Source organism: Rathayibacter sp. AY1A4, from assembly GCF_002930955.1.
Lineage (GTDB): Bacteria > Actinomycetota > Actinomycetes > Actinomycetales > Microbacteriaceae > Rathayibacter.
The window spans coordinates 1-15,713 of sequence record NZ_PSTN01000040.1 but is presented as its reverse complement, the minus strand read 5'-3'; the positions used below and the strand labels follow the sequence as shown (position 1 = coordinate 15,713).

Genomic DNA, 15,713 nt, shown 5'->3' with positions numbered 1-15,713 from the left:
GCCCCACCCCGTCTCTTCCGCCCGTCCCGTCCCGTCCCGTCCCGTCCCAGGAGGACCGATGCCGTCCCGCTCCGCCCGCACCACCGGGATCGTCCTCGCCGCCCTCGGACTCGTCGCCGTCGTCCTCGCGATCGTGCTCCTCGTCCGGCCCGCCGGCGGGGGAGCGCCCGGCGCAGCCACGGCGTCCGCGGGCCCGTCCTCGGCGCCGTCCGGGACCGCTACGGCGACGTCCGCCGCTCCCGGCTCCGCGGAGGCGGCCGACGGCGCCGCCGCCCCCGCGCCGACGGCCTCCGCCGCTCCGTCCGACACCGAGTCGGGCACCGCATCCGACGCTCCTCCCGTGATCGTCTCCTTCGCCTCCACCCCCGCCTCTGTCGACTGCGAGGGCGACCGCACCGCATCCGTCCCGCTCGCCCTGTCGTGGGAGACGAGCGGAGGCGCCACCGCCCGCCTGGCCGTCGGCACCACCGACGCGAGCGCGGGCGAGCCCGTCGACCTCGTGGAGTCCGGCTCCGCCGCCGTCACCGCCGACTGCCGCGACTCCGAGACCCTGATCACCCTCGTCGTCCTCGCTCCCGACGGCACCACCGCCCAGCGCACCCTCGTCGTCCCCGCCTCATGAACCGCTCCGCCCGCGCGGAGGCGGTCACGGAGGCGTCGAGCGGCCCCGGCACGGCAGAATGGGACACGATGACCTCCACACCCCCTCCGCTCGGCCTGCTCCTCGACGTCGACGGGCCCATCGCGAGCCCCGTCACGCGCACGATCTCGATCCCCGAGATCGCCGACGACCTCGTGACCCTGGCCAACGCCGGCATCCCGATCGTGTTCAACACGGGCCGCTCCGACGCGTTCCTGCGCGAGCGGGTCCTGCCCGCGCTCCTCGAGCGCGGCGTCTCGGCCGAGGCCCGCATCGTGTGCGTCTGCGAGAAGGGCGCCGTCTGGTTCACCGTCGACTACCGCGGCACCTCGGAGCCGATCGTCGACGAGTCGCTCGCGATCCCCGAGCCGGTGGCCCGCGACCTCGAGCGGATGATCCGCTCCGACTACGACGACCTGGTCTTCTTCGACGAGACCAAGCGCGCCATGGTCTCGGCCGAGCAGCTGGTCGACCTGCCGAGCGAGGACTACCTCGAGCGCCAGCTCGTCTTCGATGCCGACGCCCTGCAGATCATGACCGCCGCGGGCCTCGGGGTCGAGCGACGCGGCATCCGGTATCCGAACGAGGAGGGGACGGTCGACTTCCGCATCGACCCGACCGTCATCTCGACCGACATCGAGTCGAACCGGCTCGGCAAGGACCTCGGCGCCCAGCGCGCCGTGGAGCTGCTCGGAGCGACGGGCGCGATCCCGCAGCGCTGGCGCACGGTCGGCGACTCCCGGAGCGACTACGCGATGGCCGACTGGCTGTTCGAGCACGCCTACGACGTCGCCCACGTCGACGTGCGGCCCGCGGAGGGCGTGCCCGAGAAGCCCTACCCGGTCCTCGTCGTCGACGGAGCCGTGAACGACGCGGCCGGCGCCGCCGTGCTCCGCCGCTGGACGGAGCTCGTCGCCGACGAGACGACGCCCGAGGTCGGCGGCGCGATCTCGCTCCATGCCCGGAGCTGATCCGCAACCCTCGTCCCTCGTCGCTCAGGCCCGTTAGCGTTCGAGCATGAGAATCGCAGTCACCGGTGGATCCGGCAAGCTCGGCCGCCACGTCGTCACCCGCCTCCGCGCCTCCGGGCACGAGGTCTTCAATCTGGACCGTGCGGGGGACCGCGGCGCGGGCTTCGTCCGCATCGACATCGCCGACTACGGCCAGGTCGTGGACGCGCTGCAGTCGGTGAACGACCAGTACGAGGGCATCGACGCGCTCGTGCACCTCGCCGCGATCCCCGCGCCGGGCCTCGTGCCCGACGTCGCCACGTTCCACAACAACATGATCGCGACGTTCAACGCGTTCCACGGAGCGATCCGTGCCGGCATCCGCAACGTCGTCTACGCCTCCAGCGAGACCGTGCTGGGCCTGCCCTTCGACGTCCCGCCGCCCTATATCCCGGTCGACGAGCAGTACCCGGCGCGCCCTGAGTCGGTCTACTCGCTCACCAAGCACCTCGAGGAGCAGATGGCGATCGAGCTGTGCCGCTGGCACCCGGACCTGAAGATCACGGGCCTGCGCTTCTCGAACGTCATGGACGAGGCCGACTACGCCGAGTTCCCGTCGTTCGACTCCGACGCGCTGCTGCGCAAGTGGAACCTCTGGGGCTACATCGACGGACGCGACGGAGCGCAGGCGGTCGAGAAGGCGCTGCTCGCCGAGACGACCGGGTTCGACCGCTTCATCATCGCCGCGGCCGACACCGTGATGACGCGCCCCAACGCCGAGCTGGTGGCCGAGGTGTTCCCCGGCGTCGAGCTGCGCGGCGACCTCGGGACAACCGGCACCCTGCTCTCGATCGACCACGCCCGCGAGGTCCTCGGCTACGCCCCCGAGCACTCCTGGCGCGACTCGCAGCAGGGCTGATCCGCGGGCCCGGCACATCGGGATCCGCGCTGTTCGTCGGTGGTGGACCTCGATGCGCGGGCTGCGCCCGCTCCTCGATCAGCAGGGGTGCGGCCGGCCCGAGACCGTGCCCGTCGAGTAGCCGCAGAGCGTCGTATCGAGACTCGCCCCGTTCGTGCGCGGCTCGGCCCACCGCCCCACGCACGAGCGCGCCCGGTCCGCAGGACGACTGCAGGCCGGGCGCGCTCCGTGGAGCCGAGGATCAGCTCGGGATGTAGTTGAAGGTGTCGGGGTCGGGGCCGGTGCGGTGGCCGCGGTCGAGCGCCGTGATGTCGGTCATCGCCTCGTCGTCGAGCTCGAAGTCGAAGAGGGCGAAGTTCTCCTCCACGCGCTTGCGGGTGACCGACTTCGGGAAGACGATGTCGCCGCGCTGGATGTGCCAGCGGAGCACGACCTGCGCCGAACTGCGGTCGACGTTGCGCGCGATGCGGGTGATGGTGTCGTCGTCGAGGACGAGGCCCTGCGCGATCGGCGACCAGGCCTCGGTCGCGATGCCGTGCTCGGTGCCGTAGGCGCGGAGCTCCTGCTGCACGAGGTAGGGGTGCACCTCGATCTGGTTGACGGCCGGGACGATGGTCGCCTCGGCGCGGAGCCGGTTGAGGTGGTTGGTCTGGAAGTTGGAGACGCCGATCGCCTTCGCCTTGCCGCTGCGGTAGATCTCCTCCATCGCCTTCCAGGTCTCCAGGTAGTCGCCCACGTTCGGGAGCGGCCAGTGGATGAGGAAGAGGTCGACGTAGTCGAACTTCAGCTCGCCGAGGGTGACGTCGATCGCGGCGAGAGCGTCCTCGCGGGCGTGGAAGCCGTTGTTGAGCTTGCTGGTCACGAAGACCTCGGAGCGGTCGAGGCCGGAGGCGCGGACGGCCTCGCCGACGCCCGCCTCGTTGCCGTACATCTCGGCGGTGTCGATGTGGCGGTAGCCGACCTCGAGGGCCGCCAGTGTCGCGTCCTTGGTCTCGGCCGGGTCGATCTGGAACACGCCGAAGCCCAGCTGCGGGATCTCCACGCCGTTGTTCAGGGTGATCGTGGGGACCGTTGCGGTGTCGTCGCTCATGAGCGAGTACGTCCTTTCGTCGGGGCGAAGGCGCAGTGGAGCCGCGCCGTCGTGCCTCCAGTCCATCGCCTGCGGCTCTCAGCATCAACCCCTTGCGCGCTCGGCGGGCATCCAGCTTCCCCGCGGAGGAGGAGTCGGATCCCCTGAGCAGAGGTGCGCCCGCTCCGGGAACGCCGAAGGCCCCCGGCACGGATGCCGGGGGCCTTCGGGGAGCGCGACTTACGCGCGGGACTTGCGGCCGACGATCGCGCCGTAGATGAGGAGGACGACGATCGCACCGACGACGGAGACGATGATGCTCACGATGTTGATGCCGTTGACGGCGTCCTGGATGCCGAACAGCGTGCTGAGGAAGCCGCCGAGCAGCGCGCCCACGATGCCGAGGACGATCGTGATGATCCATCCGCCGCCCTGCTTGCCCGGGAGGATGAGCTTGGCGAGCGCCCCGGCGATGAGGCCGAGGATGATCCAGCTGATGATGCCCATGATGTTTCTCCTTCAGTTCGTGCTCGATCGGCCGTTCCGATGCGAGCGGAGACACCGGCGGGCCGGTGTCCTGTGAGTCGTGGAAGCGGGGGTCAGCGGAGGCGGCGCTGCACCTTGTCGCGGGCCTTGCTCGCGATGGCGGTGAGCTGCTTGGCCTCGCGCTTGGAGGTCTTCTTGAGCTTCTTGCGGGTCTTCTTGGTGGCCGGGTCGTTCCACACGCCGAGTGCGAGGTGGCGCAGCTCTTCGTAGCGGCCGCGGCCGGCGCGGGAGCCGAACACGTAGGCGGTGAAGGCGACCAGTGCCAGCAGGACGAGGCGGGGATTCATGCGGTGACCCTTCCATCGGAGAGCACCGGGTCGTGCTCGACACCCATTTGACTCTCCTGCGCAATCCGTGACAAACCACGGCCCGACCATTGACAGGGACCCCTCGCATCGTGTTCCGCGTGCGCGTGTACCCGATTCAGCCGCAGGCCGGAGACGTCTCGGACGGGAAGCGAGCGTGGAGGTAGTGGCCGTAGCCGCCCTCGACCCGGTTGTCGCGGCGGCCGGAGGTGACCACCTCGCCGCGGTCCGTCGCTCCGACCCGGGCGCCGCCGGCGCGCAGCCGCTCGACGAGCAGGACGTCCTCGTGCAGCGGCTCCCGCCCGAAGCCGCCCGCGGCGAGGTACGCGCTCGCGCGGACGCCGAGGTTCGCGCCGTGGATGCTGCCGATCGACTCCTCCCGCGCGCGGACGTCGCGCCAGCGGGAGTAGGCGCCGGGGGAGAGGTCGGCCGGGTCGGGCCGGACCGTGCCGAGCAGCGCGTCGTGCCGTCGGGCGTGCTCGACATGGGCGGCCAGCCAGTCGCGGGGGACCACGGTGTCGGCGTCGGTGTTGGCGATCCACACCTGCTCGAGCGGAGCGGTGACGGAGGAGAGGGCGTGCGCGATCCCGGCGGAGCGGGCGGCGCCGACTCCGCAGCGGGCGAGCGCCAGCACCTCGGCGCCGGCGGCACGGGCCCGCTCGACGGTCGCGTCGGAGCAGCCGTCCGCGGCGACCACGAGGCGCATCCCGATGCCGGGCGCCCGGTGGGCGAGGTGGGTCGCACTGGCCTGGACGGAGGCGATCAGGCCGCCGATCCGCTCCTCCTCGTCGCGCGCGGGCACGACGACCAGCACCTGCGCGAGCCGGCTCACACCAGCCCCGTCCGGCGGGCGACCGAGCGGGAGTCGCGGGCGTGGACCTCGAGCAGGACGTCCTCCTCCTCGTGGCGAGCGAGGCGGTGCAGGCCCAGCTCCGCCACGGCGGACTGCACGGCGTCGCCGTCCAGAGCGAGCCCCTCGATCGGATGCCGCCAGTGCACGGTGACGAGCTCCCCCGCGGGGGCGAGGGCGTCGCGGATGCCGCGCAGCACGCCGGGGAGGGCGTCGCCGAGGTAGTAGCCGACCTCCGAGAGCACGACCAGGTCGAACGGACCCTCCGGCACGCCGCGGGTGATGTCGTGGTGCTCGACCCGCACGTGCTCGAGCGGAGCGAGGCGGCGGGCGGCGCGCTCGACGGCGGCGCTCGACACGTCGATCGCCAGCAGGCGGTCGGCCCGGTCGGCCAGCGCCTCGGCCAGCACGCCGATCGAGGCGCCGATCTCCAGCACCGAGCCGTAGCGCTGCTCCGGCAGGCTCGCGAGGGTCAGGGCGCGCTTGCGCTGCTCGTACCAGCGGCTCGTGTACCCCCACGGGTCCTCGTGGCGGGCGTACAGCTCGTCGAAGTAGCTCATGCGATCCTCACCAGCCGGTCGTCCCCGGTGAAGGTGCGCAGGAAGAGCGGATGGAGCACCGCACCGGTCCCGTCGGGCCCGGGGCGGGTCTGGCTGGGGTAGCGGGAGCGGGCGCGGCGGGTGCGCTCGAGCAGCTCGTCATCGAGCGGCAGGCGCACGAGGTCGCCCCACGGCACCTCGGGGTCCTCCGGGACCGCCCAGTGCCACAGCCAGATCGGCGCGGCGAGCAGCGGCTGCCCGAGCTCGCGCGCGACCTCCGCGCAGATCTCGCCGACCACACGGTGGTCCCGGTGCCCGTCCCCGGTCCAGGTGGAGAGGAGCAGGACGGTCCCGGGGGCGCCGGCCGCCCGCTCGCGCACCTCGCGTGCGATGCGCTCGTGGTGCTCCGGGGTCGCCGAGTCCGGTACGTCGAGGAAGGCGAGCCCGATGCCGGGGCCGAGCTCCGCCAGTGCGTCCGAGGCCTCCCGCCGGCGCTCGGCAGCGAGGTCCGCGTCCCGCTCCCCGTGGGCCGCGGCTCCGTCGGTCACGACGACGACGTCGACCGCGATTCCGCGCCGGCGCGCGAGCGCGATGGTGCCGCCGCAGCCGAGGGTCTCGTCATCGGCGTGCGCGACGACGACCAGGACGCGCCGGATCCCGTCGGGCAGGGTCAGCTCCGGGAGGCGGTCGCGGCGGCCGTCCGCGCTCCAGCGCTCGAGAGGAGTGCCCTCGAGGCGCCCGTCGAAGGGCCGGCTCACCAGGAGGCCGCCTCGCCCGAGGCGAGCAGGGCGCGGCCGAGAGCGGCGTCGTCGCGCTCGGCGTGGTGCTGGCGGACGTAGAGCGCGAGGTCGGCGACGCGCTTGGCGTGCTCGGCGTCGAGGGCGAGCGGAGCCGGGCCGAGCGCGCGGCCGGCGCGGAGCAGGATCTCCTCGACCGCTCCGGCGACGCTCGCCCGCACGCGCTTGGCGAGCAGCGAGCCGCGGGGGCCGTCGGCCTCGCCCGCGTCGATCGCCGCGGCGGCCTCGTCCAGTGCCCGGCGCGACGCGGAGAGCGCCGTGTCGATCGCTCCGAGGTGGGCCAGGAGGTGCGGGTCCTCGCGTCGGGCTGCCGCCGCCGCGACGGCCGCCGCGACTCCGAGGGCTCCGCCGTGCCAGCAGGCGGCGACGCCGATGCCGCCCCAGGCGAAGCCGGGCCGCGAGAGGTACCAGCCGACGTCGCCCACGGGGACGGCGCGGGTGCCGGAGAAGCGGACCGGTCCGCTGGGCACCTCCGTCAGGCCCCGCGCGTGCCAGGCGTCCTGCTCCGGCGTCGCCGTCCCGTCGCGCAGCGCCACCGCGAAGAGGCGGCGCTCGCCGGAGGCGTCGCCGACGTGGGCGGTGACGAGGGCGGCGTCGAGGCGGTCGGCCAGCGAGCACCAGGGCTTCACTCCGTCGAGCAGCCAGTAGCCGTCGCTCTCGCGCGCGACCAGAGGATCCCCGCCGCCCTCGGCCGCGAAGACCCCCCAGGCGGCGTCGGCGGCGACTCCGAGTCCGGACGGGTCGAGCTCCGCCTCGCCGAGGATCGCGAGAGCGTCGAGGTGCGGCTCCACCGCGCGCGCGACGCCGAGGTCGTGCCGAGCCAGGCGCTCGAGGAGACCGTGCAGCTCGGCGGTGCGACCGGTGCCGGGCCGGGGCGCGTCGGCGCTCAGACCGCGCGCGAAGCCGAGCGCGCCGTCGACGTCGTGGGGGAGGAGAGAGGAGGAGTGCTGGTCCATCGCCTCCGAAACTACGCAGTCGAGCGGGCGGCGTCCGGCGATTGTCCCCGAACGGACGGGGTGCTAAGCGTCAGATGTCAAGGTCGTTGATCCTGTGCAGGAGAGAGGCGAAGAGCTCGACGTCGGCGAGCGCCCAGCTGCGCAGCTCCTCGTGCATCAGCGCCTGGTTCGAGCTGCGGATCTCGCGCAGCCGCGCGGCGGTCGCCGGAGTCACCGAGAGGATCGTGGCGCGGCCGTCCTGCGGGTCGGGGGTGCGCTCGAGGAAGCCGAGGCGGTCGAGCGCCGTGATCTGGCGACTGAGCGCCGACTTGTCCATCTCGAGGAGCTCGGCCAGCACGCCCGAGTGCACGGGTCCGCGGCGCTCGAGCGCCGAGATCGTCTTGTAGCCCAGCGGCGTCAGCTCCGGGTGGAGCCGCTCGGCGTAGGAGCGCATCGCCGCCCGCACGCGGTTGAAGAGGGTGCTGAGCTCGCCCTCCACCGAGGCGATCGCGGAGTCGACGTCGCGGGCGGAGTCGGGGGTCGGGCCGGTCATGCCTCCAGCATCCCGCGCGCGGGCCCTCCTCCTCGACTTGCGCCCGCGCGCCGCGATGACGTACGCTTCCCGAAGCCAAAGACCGCCGGTTTCCGGTGTGCGCACGAGCAGGGCCCCGGCCCCGCGGATCGCCACCGGACGAAGGATTCGCGAAGCGAATTGCCCGCGCAGGTGCACGAGTTCAGTTCCGCCTCACCGCGATCCCGAAGCTCCGCGCCCCTGTGCCGGAGCTTTTTTCTTTGCCTGCCTTCGGGCTACCGGCACGAGAATTCACAGGAGTAGCCATGGCGAACAAGGAAGCCTCGGTTGCCGAACTCACGGAGAAGTTCCAGAGCTCGACGGCCGTTCTGCTGACCGAGTACCGCGGTCTCACTGTTGCTCAGCTCAAGACGCTGCGCAAGGACATCAGTGAGCACGCAACCTACGCCGTGGTGAAGAACACGCTGACCAAGATCGCGGCGAACAACGCCGGTATCTCGTCCTTCGACGACGAGCTCGCTGGCCCCTCGGCCATCGCGTTCGTGCACGGCGACCCTGTCGCCGTCGCGAAGTCGCTGCGTGCCTTCGCCAAGGCAAACCCTCTCCTCGTGGTCAAGGGCGGTTACTTCGACGGTAACCCGCTGACCGCAGAAGAGGTGGGCAAGCTCGCCGACCTCGAGTCCCGCGAAGTTCTGCTCGGCAAGCTCGCCGGCGCCTTCAAGGCCTCGCTGTTCGGCGCCGCATATCTGTTCAACGCTCCGCTCTCGAAGGCCGTTCGCACGGTCGAGGCGCTGCGCGAGAAGCAGGAGTCCGCGAGCTGACGTCTTCCCCTTCCGGGAAGCAGTGCGCGCGCGGTTCGTAGACAAAGAAAAACAAGGAGAAAAATCATGGCAAAGCTCACGCAGGACGAGCTCATCGAGGCCTTCAAGGAGCTCACGCTCATCGAGCTCTCGGAGTTCGTCAAGAAGTTCGAAGAGGTCTTCGAGGTCACCGCTGCGGCGCCCGTCGCCGCCGCCGGTGTGGCCGGCCCGGCCGCCCCCGCCGAAGAGGTCGAGGAGCAGACCGAGTTCGACGTCGTGCTCGAGGCCGCCGGCGAGAAGAAGATCCAGGTCATCAAGGAGGTGCGCGCCCTCACCAGCCTCGGCCTCGGTGAGGCGAAGGCGCTCGTCGACGGTGCCCCCAAGGCGGTCCTCGAGGCCGTCAACAAGGAGACCGCCGAGAAGGCCAAGGCTCAGCTCGAGGGCGCCGGCGCGACCGTCACCGTCAAGTAATCCCCCTCACCCGTCGCGGGTGCCGGCTCCTGCCGGTCGCTCGTCGGGGTGACGCAGGCACGCCTGCAGACGCAGGGCGTCGTCTCCTCGGAGGCGGCGCCCTTCGTCGTTCCCGCCCGACGGAGGCCCGCGCCCCTAGGATCGGAGCGTGACTGCTCACGATCTGCTCGCCGGGCTCCCCGCCCGCGACGTCCCGCCCAGCGAGGTCTCCCTCAGCGAGCTCCTGAGCGACTTCGTCTCGGTGACGCACCGGATCACCCGCCTCGCCGCCCAGGCGACCGGCAACCAGGAGTCGCAGGCCGTCTGGCGCACGCTCTCGGTGCTCCTCTCGATGGGCCCGATGCGCCTGGGGGAGCTCGCCTCCCAGAGCCGCGTCTCGCAGCCCACGATGACCAAGATCGTGAAGAACCTCGTCGAGACCGGCTGGCTCGACCGGATCGCCGATCCCCTCGACGCGCGCGCCTGGCAGATCCGCCTGGCTCCCGCCGGCGCGGACGCGCTGAACGCCTGGCGGACCGACCTCGGCGACGCGCTGACGCCGATCTTCGCCGATCTCACCCCCGAGGACCGCCGCGTCCTCGAGCGCGCCGTCGAGATCATGCACGAGCGCCTCGTCGTCGGTCCGCGCGACTGACCCCTCCCGCGCGGTTCCGCCGCGCGGCACACTGGTCGCGTGCAGATGCGACTCGAGCTCGTCCCCCTCCCCGTCGGCGACGTCGACCGCGCGGTCGCCTTCTACACGGAGGTGATGGGCTTCCACCTCGACCACGACGTGCGGCCCTCCGCCGCGATGCGCGTGGTCCAGCTCACCCCGCCCGGCTCGGCCTGCTCGATCGTGGTCGGCAGCGGGATGGGCCCCGGTCCGGAGGAGGGCGTCGTCCGCTCCCTCCACCTCGTCGTCGACGACATCGCCGCCGCTCGCGCGGAGCTCGTCGGCCGCTCGCTCGAGATCAGCGAGGTCCAGGACCTGGGCGGCGTGCAGTACGCGTACTTCGCCGATCCGGACGGCAACACCTGGGCGCTCCAGGAGATCGGGAGCAGGACGCCCCCGGAGTGAGTCAGTCCTCGGGCCAGCGGACCCGGGCGTCGACGTCCGGGTGCTTGCGCAGCCAGGCCGCGACGAAGGGGCAGCGCGGGACGACCGTGCCGCCCGCCTCCGTGATCGCGGTGACCGCGGCCCGCGCGAGGATGCTCCCGAGGCCGTGGCCCTCCCACGCGTCGTCGACGACGGTGTGGGTGAGCGTCACCTCGTCACCCTGGCGGGTGTACGCGGCGAAGCCGGCCGGGGTGCCGCCGACCTCGATCACGAAGCGGGACCGCTCGGGGACGTCGCGGACAGTGGGGGTGTCGGAGTCGCTCATGCTCCGATTCTCGCCCCCCGCGGCGCCGAGGTGCTGGTGCGGATCACCAGCGAGGCGGGGATCAGCGTGTGGCGGGCCGGGGGAGGGGGCTCGCCGCGACCGAGGGCGGCCAGCGCGTCCAGCACCAGCGCGACCGCGAGCTCGCCCTGCTGGCGCGGGTCCTGGCGGATCGAGCTGAGACCGAAGAGCTCGGCGAGGGGGTGGTCGTCGATCCCGATGACGGAGACGTCCTCGGGCACCGAGAGGCCGAGCTCGCGCGCTGCGAGGATGATCCCGATCGCGATCTCATCGGAGGCGGCGAAGATCGCCGTCGGCCGGGTCCGCGGGTCGCCGAGGACCTGCCGTCCGGCGCTGTGCCCGCCGGGGATGTCGAAGGTGGTGGGCACGATGTCCTGCGCGCCCGGCTCGAGGCCGGCGGCCGCGAGCGCCTGGCGGAAGCCGTCGCGGCGCTGCGTATGGACGTGGAAGTCCATCTCCTCCTCCGCGAGCCCGCCGATGTGGACGACCCGCTCGTGGCCGAGGGAGAGCAGGTGCTCCGTGGCGAGGCGGGAGGCGGCGACGTCGTCGATGCTGAAGGTGGGGATGCCGGGGAGTTCGCCGCCGATGCCGACGATGGGCTTGCCCAGGGCGAGGAGCGCCTCCGTCTCGTGCGGCGAGATCTCGAGCGTGACGGCGACGATCGCGTCGACTCGCTTGCGGACGAGGTAGTACTCGAACACGCTCCGGCGGGCGTCGAGGTGCTTGTCGATGTTGTAGAGGAGCAGGTCGTAGCCGGCGGCGAGCAGGGCGCGCTCGATGCCCTCGATGATCCCGGCGAAGAACCACTGGTTGATGATCGGGATGATCACGGCGATGTTGTTGCTGCGGCCGGTGACGAGGCTGGAGGCGTTGGCGGAGACGACGTAGCCCAGGCTCGTCGCGGCGCGCTCGACGCGCTGCTTCGTCCCCGCGGAGACGTAGCCCCGGCCGCTGAGCGCGCGCGAGACCGTCGCCTTCGACACTCCTGCGAGCTCGGCCACCTCTTCGATGCCTGGCACGGCGTTCCTCCCGACCGTCCGGCCTCGATGCTGGAAACGGTTCCAGGAAGTTATACCCCGCCCGGCGGCCGGGCGTCGCGCCGAGATCGATCTCCGCCCGGCCCCGCCGCCGCGATCGCTGTTCTGACGCCGAATCGTTATCTCAGAGAGCGCTCTATCACCGGCGTTGTGCTTTCATCGTTCTTGTGGAAAGGTTTCCCTCCGTGGGAGCCCACCCACACGAATCCGGTGATCCGCTCGGAGTTCCTCCTGGCATCGCCATCACCAGCATCCGAGTCGTCGCGGCACACGCTTCGAGCCGCCACAGCCTCCCGATCCCGATCGGCGAGGAGCGGCCTGCTCGGCTGGTTCCACCACTCAATGAGGAGGAAGAATGCGGTCATCCCTGCACCGCCGTATCACCGTCCCGGTCGCCGTTCTGGCAGCGGCCGGCATCGCACTCGCGGGCTGCTCCAGCAGCAGTGACCCCAACGACCCGAACGCCGGCGGCGGCAGCTCGGCCGGCACGGTCGGCACCGCCGACGGCGTCGTCAACGTCTACGGCACCATCAACGGCGACGAGGCCACCCTTCTCGAGCAGTCCTGGGCGGACTGGGAGAAGGAGAACGACATCGAGATCAAGTACACGGGCGACAAGGAGTTCGAGAAGCAGATCGGCATCAAGGTCCAGGGTGGCGACACCCCCGACCTCGCGATCTTCCCGCAGCCGGGTCTGCTCGCCGACACCGTCGCCTCCGGCAAGGTGCAGGAGCTCCCCGAGGGCGCCCTCGCCAACGTCAAGCAGAACTGGTCCGAGGACTGGCAGAAGTACGGCCAGGTCGACGGCACCCAGTACGGCGCGCCGCTGATGGCGTCCGTCAAGGGCTACATCTGGTACTCGCCGGCCAAGTTCAAGGAGTGGGGCGTCTCCGTTCCCACGACGTGGGACGAGATGGAGGCGCTCGGCAAGACGATCGCCGAGAAGACCGGCGGACCGTCCTGGTGCGCGGGCTTCAACTCCGGTGAGGCCTCCGGCTGGCCCGGAACCGACTGGATCGAGGACGCCGTCCTCCGCGAGGCCGGCCCCGACGTCTACGACTCCTGGGTCGCGGGCGACACCCCCTTCACCGACCCGGCCATCAAGTCCGCGTTCGAGTCCGTCGGATCGATCCTCCTCGACCCGACCCTCGTCAACGCCGGCTACGGCGACGTGAAGTCGATCAACTCCACCGCCTTCGGCGACGTCGCCCAGAACATGGCGAACGGCACCTGCGCGCTGACCCACCAGGCCTCGTTCTTCGAGGGCTTCCTGACCTCGGCCGGCGCCAACGTGGCCGAGGACGGCGACGTGTGGGCCTTCCTCACCCCGCCGGTCAAGGCCGACGACGCCCAGGCCGTCACCGGTGGTGGCGAGATGGTCGCCGCGTTCTCGAACGACGAGGACACCGCGAAGGTCCAGGAGTACCTGGCCAGCGCCGACTGGGCCAACAGCCGCGTCTCCCTCGGCGGCGTCATCTCCGCGAACACCGGTCTCGACCCGGCCAACGCGGGCAGCGACGTCCTGAAGGACTCCATCGCGATCCTCCAGAACCCGGACACCACGTTCCGCTTCGACGCGTCCGACCTCATGCCGAAGGCAGTGGGCTCGGACAGCTTCTTCAAGGGCATGGTCGACTGGATCGACGGCACGAGCACCGACCAGGCGCTCGAGGAGATCCAGGCCGGCTACACCTCCTAGCAGCGGAGCAGAGCCGCCGCTCCCGAGTGGCGGCTCAGCTGTGACGGCCCGGCCCCCGGATCCACGGATCCCGGGGCCGGGCCCCTCCTGAGTCCAGAGTCGCACTCGAAAGGGCGTCCATGTCCCCCATCACCATCTCGGGGTTCTTCCAGTGGCTGGCGGGAATCCCGCCGCTCGCGCAGATCCCGCTCATCCTCCTGGCCTTCGCGGCCGTGGTGGCGCTCATCCTCTTCTTCGTCGAGATCGCGCCCCGCCGCGGCCCCGGCTACACGGTCCTCCGGCTCGCGGTCACGGTCGTCCTGCCGGTCGTCCTCCTGCTGGTCTTCGGCCTCTACAACTCCGTCCTCTGGGTCGCGGTGGTGGCCGCCGTCATCGGCGGCGCGCTGTTCCTGCTCGACTTCCGGTCCCGCAAAGGCGCGGGCTACGGACTCCAGCTCATCGCGTTCATGGCACCGGCCGCCTTCTTCATCCTCATCGGCCTGATCTACCCGACGATCACGACGGCCATCAACGCGTTCATGAAGAACGACGGCTCCGGATTCGCCGGCATCGACAACTTCGTCTGGGTCTTCACCAGCCCCGACGGCATCACCGCCTTCCTCAACACGGTGGTCTGGGTGCTCCTGGCCCCCATCACGGCGACCGCCATCGGTCTCGCCTACGCGGTCTTCATCGACAAGAGCCGCGGCGAGAAGTTCTTCAAGCTGCTGGTCTTCATGCCGATGGCGATCTCGTTCGTCGGCGCGTCGATCATCTTCAAGTTCTTCTACGACGTGCGCCAGGGCGAGCAGATCGGCCTCCTGAACGGCATCCTCACCGCCTTCGGCGCCCCGCCGGTCGACTGGCTGGGACTCGAGCCGTGGAACACGCTGTTCCTCGTCGTCGTCCTCATCTGGACCCAGGCCGGATTCGCCATGACGGTGCTCTCCGCCGCCATCAAGGGCGTCCCCTCCGAGCAGCTCGAAGCGGCCTCGCTCGACGGCACCAGCGCGTGGCAGTCCTTCTGGAACGTCACCGTCCCCGGCATCCGCTCCTCGATCGTGGTCGTCCTCACGACGATCTCGATCGCGTCGCTGAAGGTCTTCGACATCGTCTCGGCGATGACCGGCGGCCGCTCCGACACCACGGTCCTCGCGTTCGAGATGGTCCGCCAGTTCCAGCTCGGCGCCCGCAGCGGCTACAGCGCGGCCCTCGCGGTCATCCTGTTCCTGCTCGTGCTCCCGATCGTCGTCTACAACGCCCGCCAGCTCGCCAAGCAGAGGGAGATCCGATGAGCGTCACGCCCACTCCGATCCAGGTTCCGGTCGACCGCAGCACCGAGCGCGCGCTCGCCCGCGGCGAGTCCAGGATCGAGGCGGCCAGCGGCAAGGTCAAGAAGGCGACGACGTCGCGCGGCGCCACCCTCGCCGCGCTGATCATCGCCGTCATCTGGACCGTCCCCACCCTCGGCCTGTTCATCTCGTCGTTCCGCCCCGCGAACGACATCAAGACGACCGGCTGGTGGACGATCTTCGCCAACCCCGGCTTCACCCTCGACAACTACGCGAACGCGCTCAACTCGGGCGACAGCCTGACCCTGGGCAAGGCGTTCGTGAACTCGCTCGTCATCACGCTGCCGGCGGCGCTGATCCCGATCACGATCGCCAGCCTCGCCGCATACGCGTTCGCCTGGATCGACTTCAAGGGCCGCAACACCCTCTTCGTCCTCGTGTTCTCGCTCCAGATCGTCCCCATCCAGATGGCGCTCGTGCCGCTGCTGCAGCTGTTCTCGGACGGCCTGCGCATCGGAGGGCTCTACATCCTCCCCGGCCTCGGGGTGAACGGGTTGGACGGCTCCTACGCGAAGGTGTGGATCGCGCACACGATCTTCGCGCTCCCGCTCGCGATCTTCATGCTCCACAACTTCATCTCCGAGATCCCCGGCGAGGTCATCGAAGCGGCACGAGTGGACGGCGCCGGACACGGCCAGATCTTCTTCCGCATCGTCCTCCCGCTCTCGGTCCCCGCCATCGCCTCCTTCGGCATCTTCCAGTTCCTCTGGGTCTGGAACGACCTGCTCGTCGCGACTGTCTTCACCTCCGGACAGGGGCTGCCGATCACGAAGGCGCTGCAGGACCTCACCGGCTCCTACGGCCAGTCGTGGGAGCTGCTCACGGCCGGCGCGTTCATCTCGATCATCGTGCCGCTCATCGTGTTCTTCTCCCTCCAGAGGTTCTTCGTCCGCGGCCTCCTCGCCGGCGCCACC

20 protein-coding genes are annotated in these 15,713 nt (G+C 71.0%); 10 read left to right on the top strand and 10 right to left on the bottom strand.

Going from position 1 to position 15,713, the window contains the following annotated elements; translation table 11 throughout:
• Positions 1-58: 58 nt before the first annotated feature.
• From C5B92_RS16120 to C5B92_RS16110, 3 genes are all read left to right on the top strand, one after another.
• Positions 59-622: a hypothetical protein gene (locus C5B92_RS16120; protein ID WP_104350576.1), complete on the top strand. Its 564-nt coding sequence runs from the start codon at positions 59-61 to the stop codon at positions 620-622.
• A gap of 68 nt (positions 623-690) precedes the next feature.
• On the top strand, positions 691-1,611 hold the full coding sequence (locus tag C5B92_RS16115) for a hypothetical protein (protein ID WP_104234599.1): 921 nt from the start codon (positions 691-693) through the stop codon (positions 1,609-1,611).
• A 46-nt stretch (positions 1,612-1,657) separates the two neighbouring features.
• The gene (locus tag C5B92_RS16110; protein WP_104227477.1) at positions 1,658-2,509 is read left to right on the top strand and encodes an NAD(P)-dependent oxidoreductase; all 852 of its coding nucleotides are present in this window, start codon (positions 1,658-1,660) and stop codon (positions 2,507-2,509) included.
• A 241-nt stretch (positions 2,510-2,750) separates the two neighbouring features.
• On the opposite strand, the gene C5B92_RS16105 is transcribed toward C5B92_RS16110, so the two are convergent.
• The 8 genes from C5B92_RS16105 to C5B92_RS16075 form a co-directional block, all read right to left on the bottom strand.
• On the bottom strand, positions 2,751-3,599 hold the full coding sequence (locus tag C5B92_RS16105) for an aldo/keto reductase (protein ID WP_104350575.1): 849 nt from the start codon (positions 3,597-3,599) through the stop codon (positions 2,751-2,753).
• A gap of 219 nt (positions 3,600-3,818) precedes the next feature.
• Positions 3,819-4,085: a GlsB/YeaQ/YmgE family stress response membrane protein gene (locus C5B92_RS16100; protein WP_104224330.1), complete on the bottom strand. Its 267-nt coding sequence runs from the start codon at positions 4,083-4,085 to the stop codon at positions 3,819-3,821.
• 92 nt (positions 4,086-4,177) lie between these two features.
• Positions 4,178-4,411, bottom strand: coding sequence for a hypothetical protein (locus C5B92_RS16095; RefSeq protein ID WP_104227476.1), 234 nt, complete (start codon positions 4,409-4,411; stop codon positions 4,178-4,180).
• Between the two features lie 136 nt (positions 4,412-4,547).
• Complete coding sequence (locus C5B92_RS16090; protein ID WP_104350574.1) at positions 4,548-5,261, bottom strand: glycosyltransferase family 2 protein; 714 nt, start codon at positions 5,259-5,261, stop codon at positions 4,548-4,550.
• Positions 5,258-5,839 carry a class I SAM-dependent methyltransferase gene (locus tag C5B92_RS16085; protein WP_104239432.1) on the bottom strand — a complete coding sequence of 194 codons (582 nt, stop codon included), beginning with the start codon at positions 5,837-5,839 and terminating at the stop codon, positions 5,258-5,260. Before C5B92_RS16085 ends, C5B92_RS16090 begins: the two co-directional genes overlap by 4 nt.
• The gene (locus tag C5B92_RS17070) at positions 5,836-6,576 is read right to left on the bottom strand and encodes a PIG-L deacetylase family protein (RefSeq protein WP_181028866.1); all 741 of its coding nucleotides are present in this window, start codon (positions 6,574-6,576) and stop codon (positions 5,836-5,838) included. Before C5B92_RS17070 ends, C5B92_RS16085 begins: the two co-directional genes overlap by 4 nt.
• Entirely contained in the window at positions 6,573-7,571 is a 999-nt protein-coding gene (locus C5B92_RS17065) for an acyl-CoA/acyl-ACP dehydrogenase (protein WP_146079370.1), read from the bottom strand. The genes C5B92_RS17070 and C5B92_RS17065 overlap by 4 nt, the downstream gene beginning before the upstream one ends.
• A gap of 70 nt (positions 7,572-7,641) precedes the next feature.
• The gene (locus C5B92_RS16075) at positions 7,642-8,103 is read right to left on the bottom strand and encodes a MarR family winged helix-turn-helix transcriptional regulator (RefSeq protein ID WP_104224334.1); all 462 of its coding nucleotides are present in this window, start codon (positions 8,101-8,103) and stop codon (positions 7,642-7,644) included.
• Positions 8,104-8,387: 284 nt separating this feature from the next.
• On the opposite strand from C5B92_RS16075, the gene rplJ reads away from it, so the two are divergent.
• The 4 genes from rplJ to C5B92_RS16055 all read left to right on the top strand — a co-directional run bounded on the left by rplJ (position 8,388) and on the right by C5B92_RS16055 (position 10,410).
• A complete protein-coding gene (rplJ, locus tag C5B92_RS16070) occupies positions 8,388-8,903 on the top strand; it encodes a 50S ribosomal protein L10 (RefSeq protein ID WP_055791018.1) in 516 nt (171 codons plus the stop codon).
• Positions 8,904-8,969: 66 nt separating this feature from the next.
• Positions 8,970-9,353, top strand: coding sequence for a 50S ribosomal protein L7/L12 (gene rplL / locus C5B92_RS16065; protein ID WP_104224335.1), 384 nt, complete (start codon positions 8,970-8,972; stop codon positions 9,351-9,353).
• 148 nt (positions 9,354-9,501) lie between these two features.
• Positions 9,502-9,987, top strand: coding sequence for a MarR family winged helix-turn-helix transcriptional regulator (locus C5B92_RS16060; protein ID WP_244229591.1), 486 nt, complete (start codon positions 9,502-9,504; stop codon positions 9,985-9,987).
• Between the two features lie 39 nt (positions 9,988-10,026).
• On the top strand, positions 10,027-10,410 hold the full coding sequence (locus C5B92_RS16055) for a VOC family protein (protein WP_181027271.1): 384 nt from the start codon (positions 10,027-10,029) through the stop codon (positions 10,408-10,410).
• Between the two features lies 1 nt (position 10,411).
• Here C5B92_RS16055 and C5B92_RS16050 read toward each other — a convergent pair whose 3' ends face one another.
• Positions 10,412-10,714: a GNAT family N-acetyltransferase gene (locus C5B92_RS16050; RefSeq protein ID WP_104224336.1), complete on the bottom strand. Its 303-nt coding sequence runs from the start codon at positions 10,712-10,714 to the stop codon at positions 10,412-10,414.
• The gene (locus tag C5B92_RS16045) at positions 10,711-11,751 is read right to left on the bottom strand and encodes a LacI family DNA-binding transcriptional regulator (protein ID WP_104224337.1); all 1,041 of its coding nucleotides are present in this window, start codon (positions 11,749-11,751) and stop codon (positions 10,711-10,713) included. The genes C5B92_RS16050 and C5B92_RS16045 overlap by 4 nt, the downstream gene beginning before the upstream one ends.
• A gap of 373 nt (positions 11,752-12,124) precedes the next feature.
• Here C5B92_RS16045 and C5B92_RS16040 point away from each other — a divergent pair, with 373 nt between their 5' ends.
• The 3 genes from C5B92_RS16040 to C5B92_RS16030 form a co-directional block, all read left to right on the top strand.
• Positions 12,125-13,468 carry an ABC transporter substrate-binding protein gene (locus C5B92_RS16040; RefSeq protein ID WP_104350573.1) on the top strand — a complete coding sequence of 448 codons (1,344 nt, stop codon included), beginning with the start codon at positions 12,125-12,127 and terminating at the stop codon, positions 13,466-13,468.
• 119 nt (positions 13,469-13,587) lie between these two features.
• Positions 13,588-14,742, top strand: coding sequence for a carbohydrate ABC transporter permease (locus tag C5B92_RS16035; RefSeq protein ID WP_181028865.1), 1,155 nt, complete (start codon positions 13,588-13,590; stop codon positions 14,740-14,742).
• Positions 14,739-15,713, top strand: a 975-nt coding sequence (locus C5B92_RS16030) for a carbohydrate ABC transporter permease (protein ID WP_104268025.1), incomplete at its 3' end; no start/stop codon positions are given. The genes C5B92_RS16035 and C5B92_RS16030, both read left to right, overlap by 4 nt.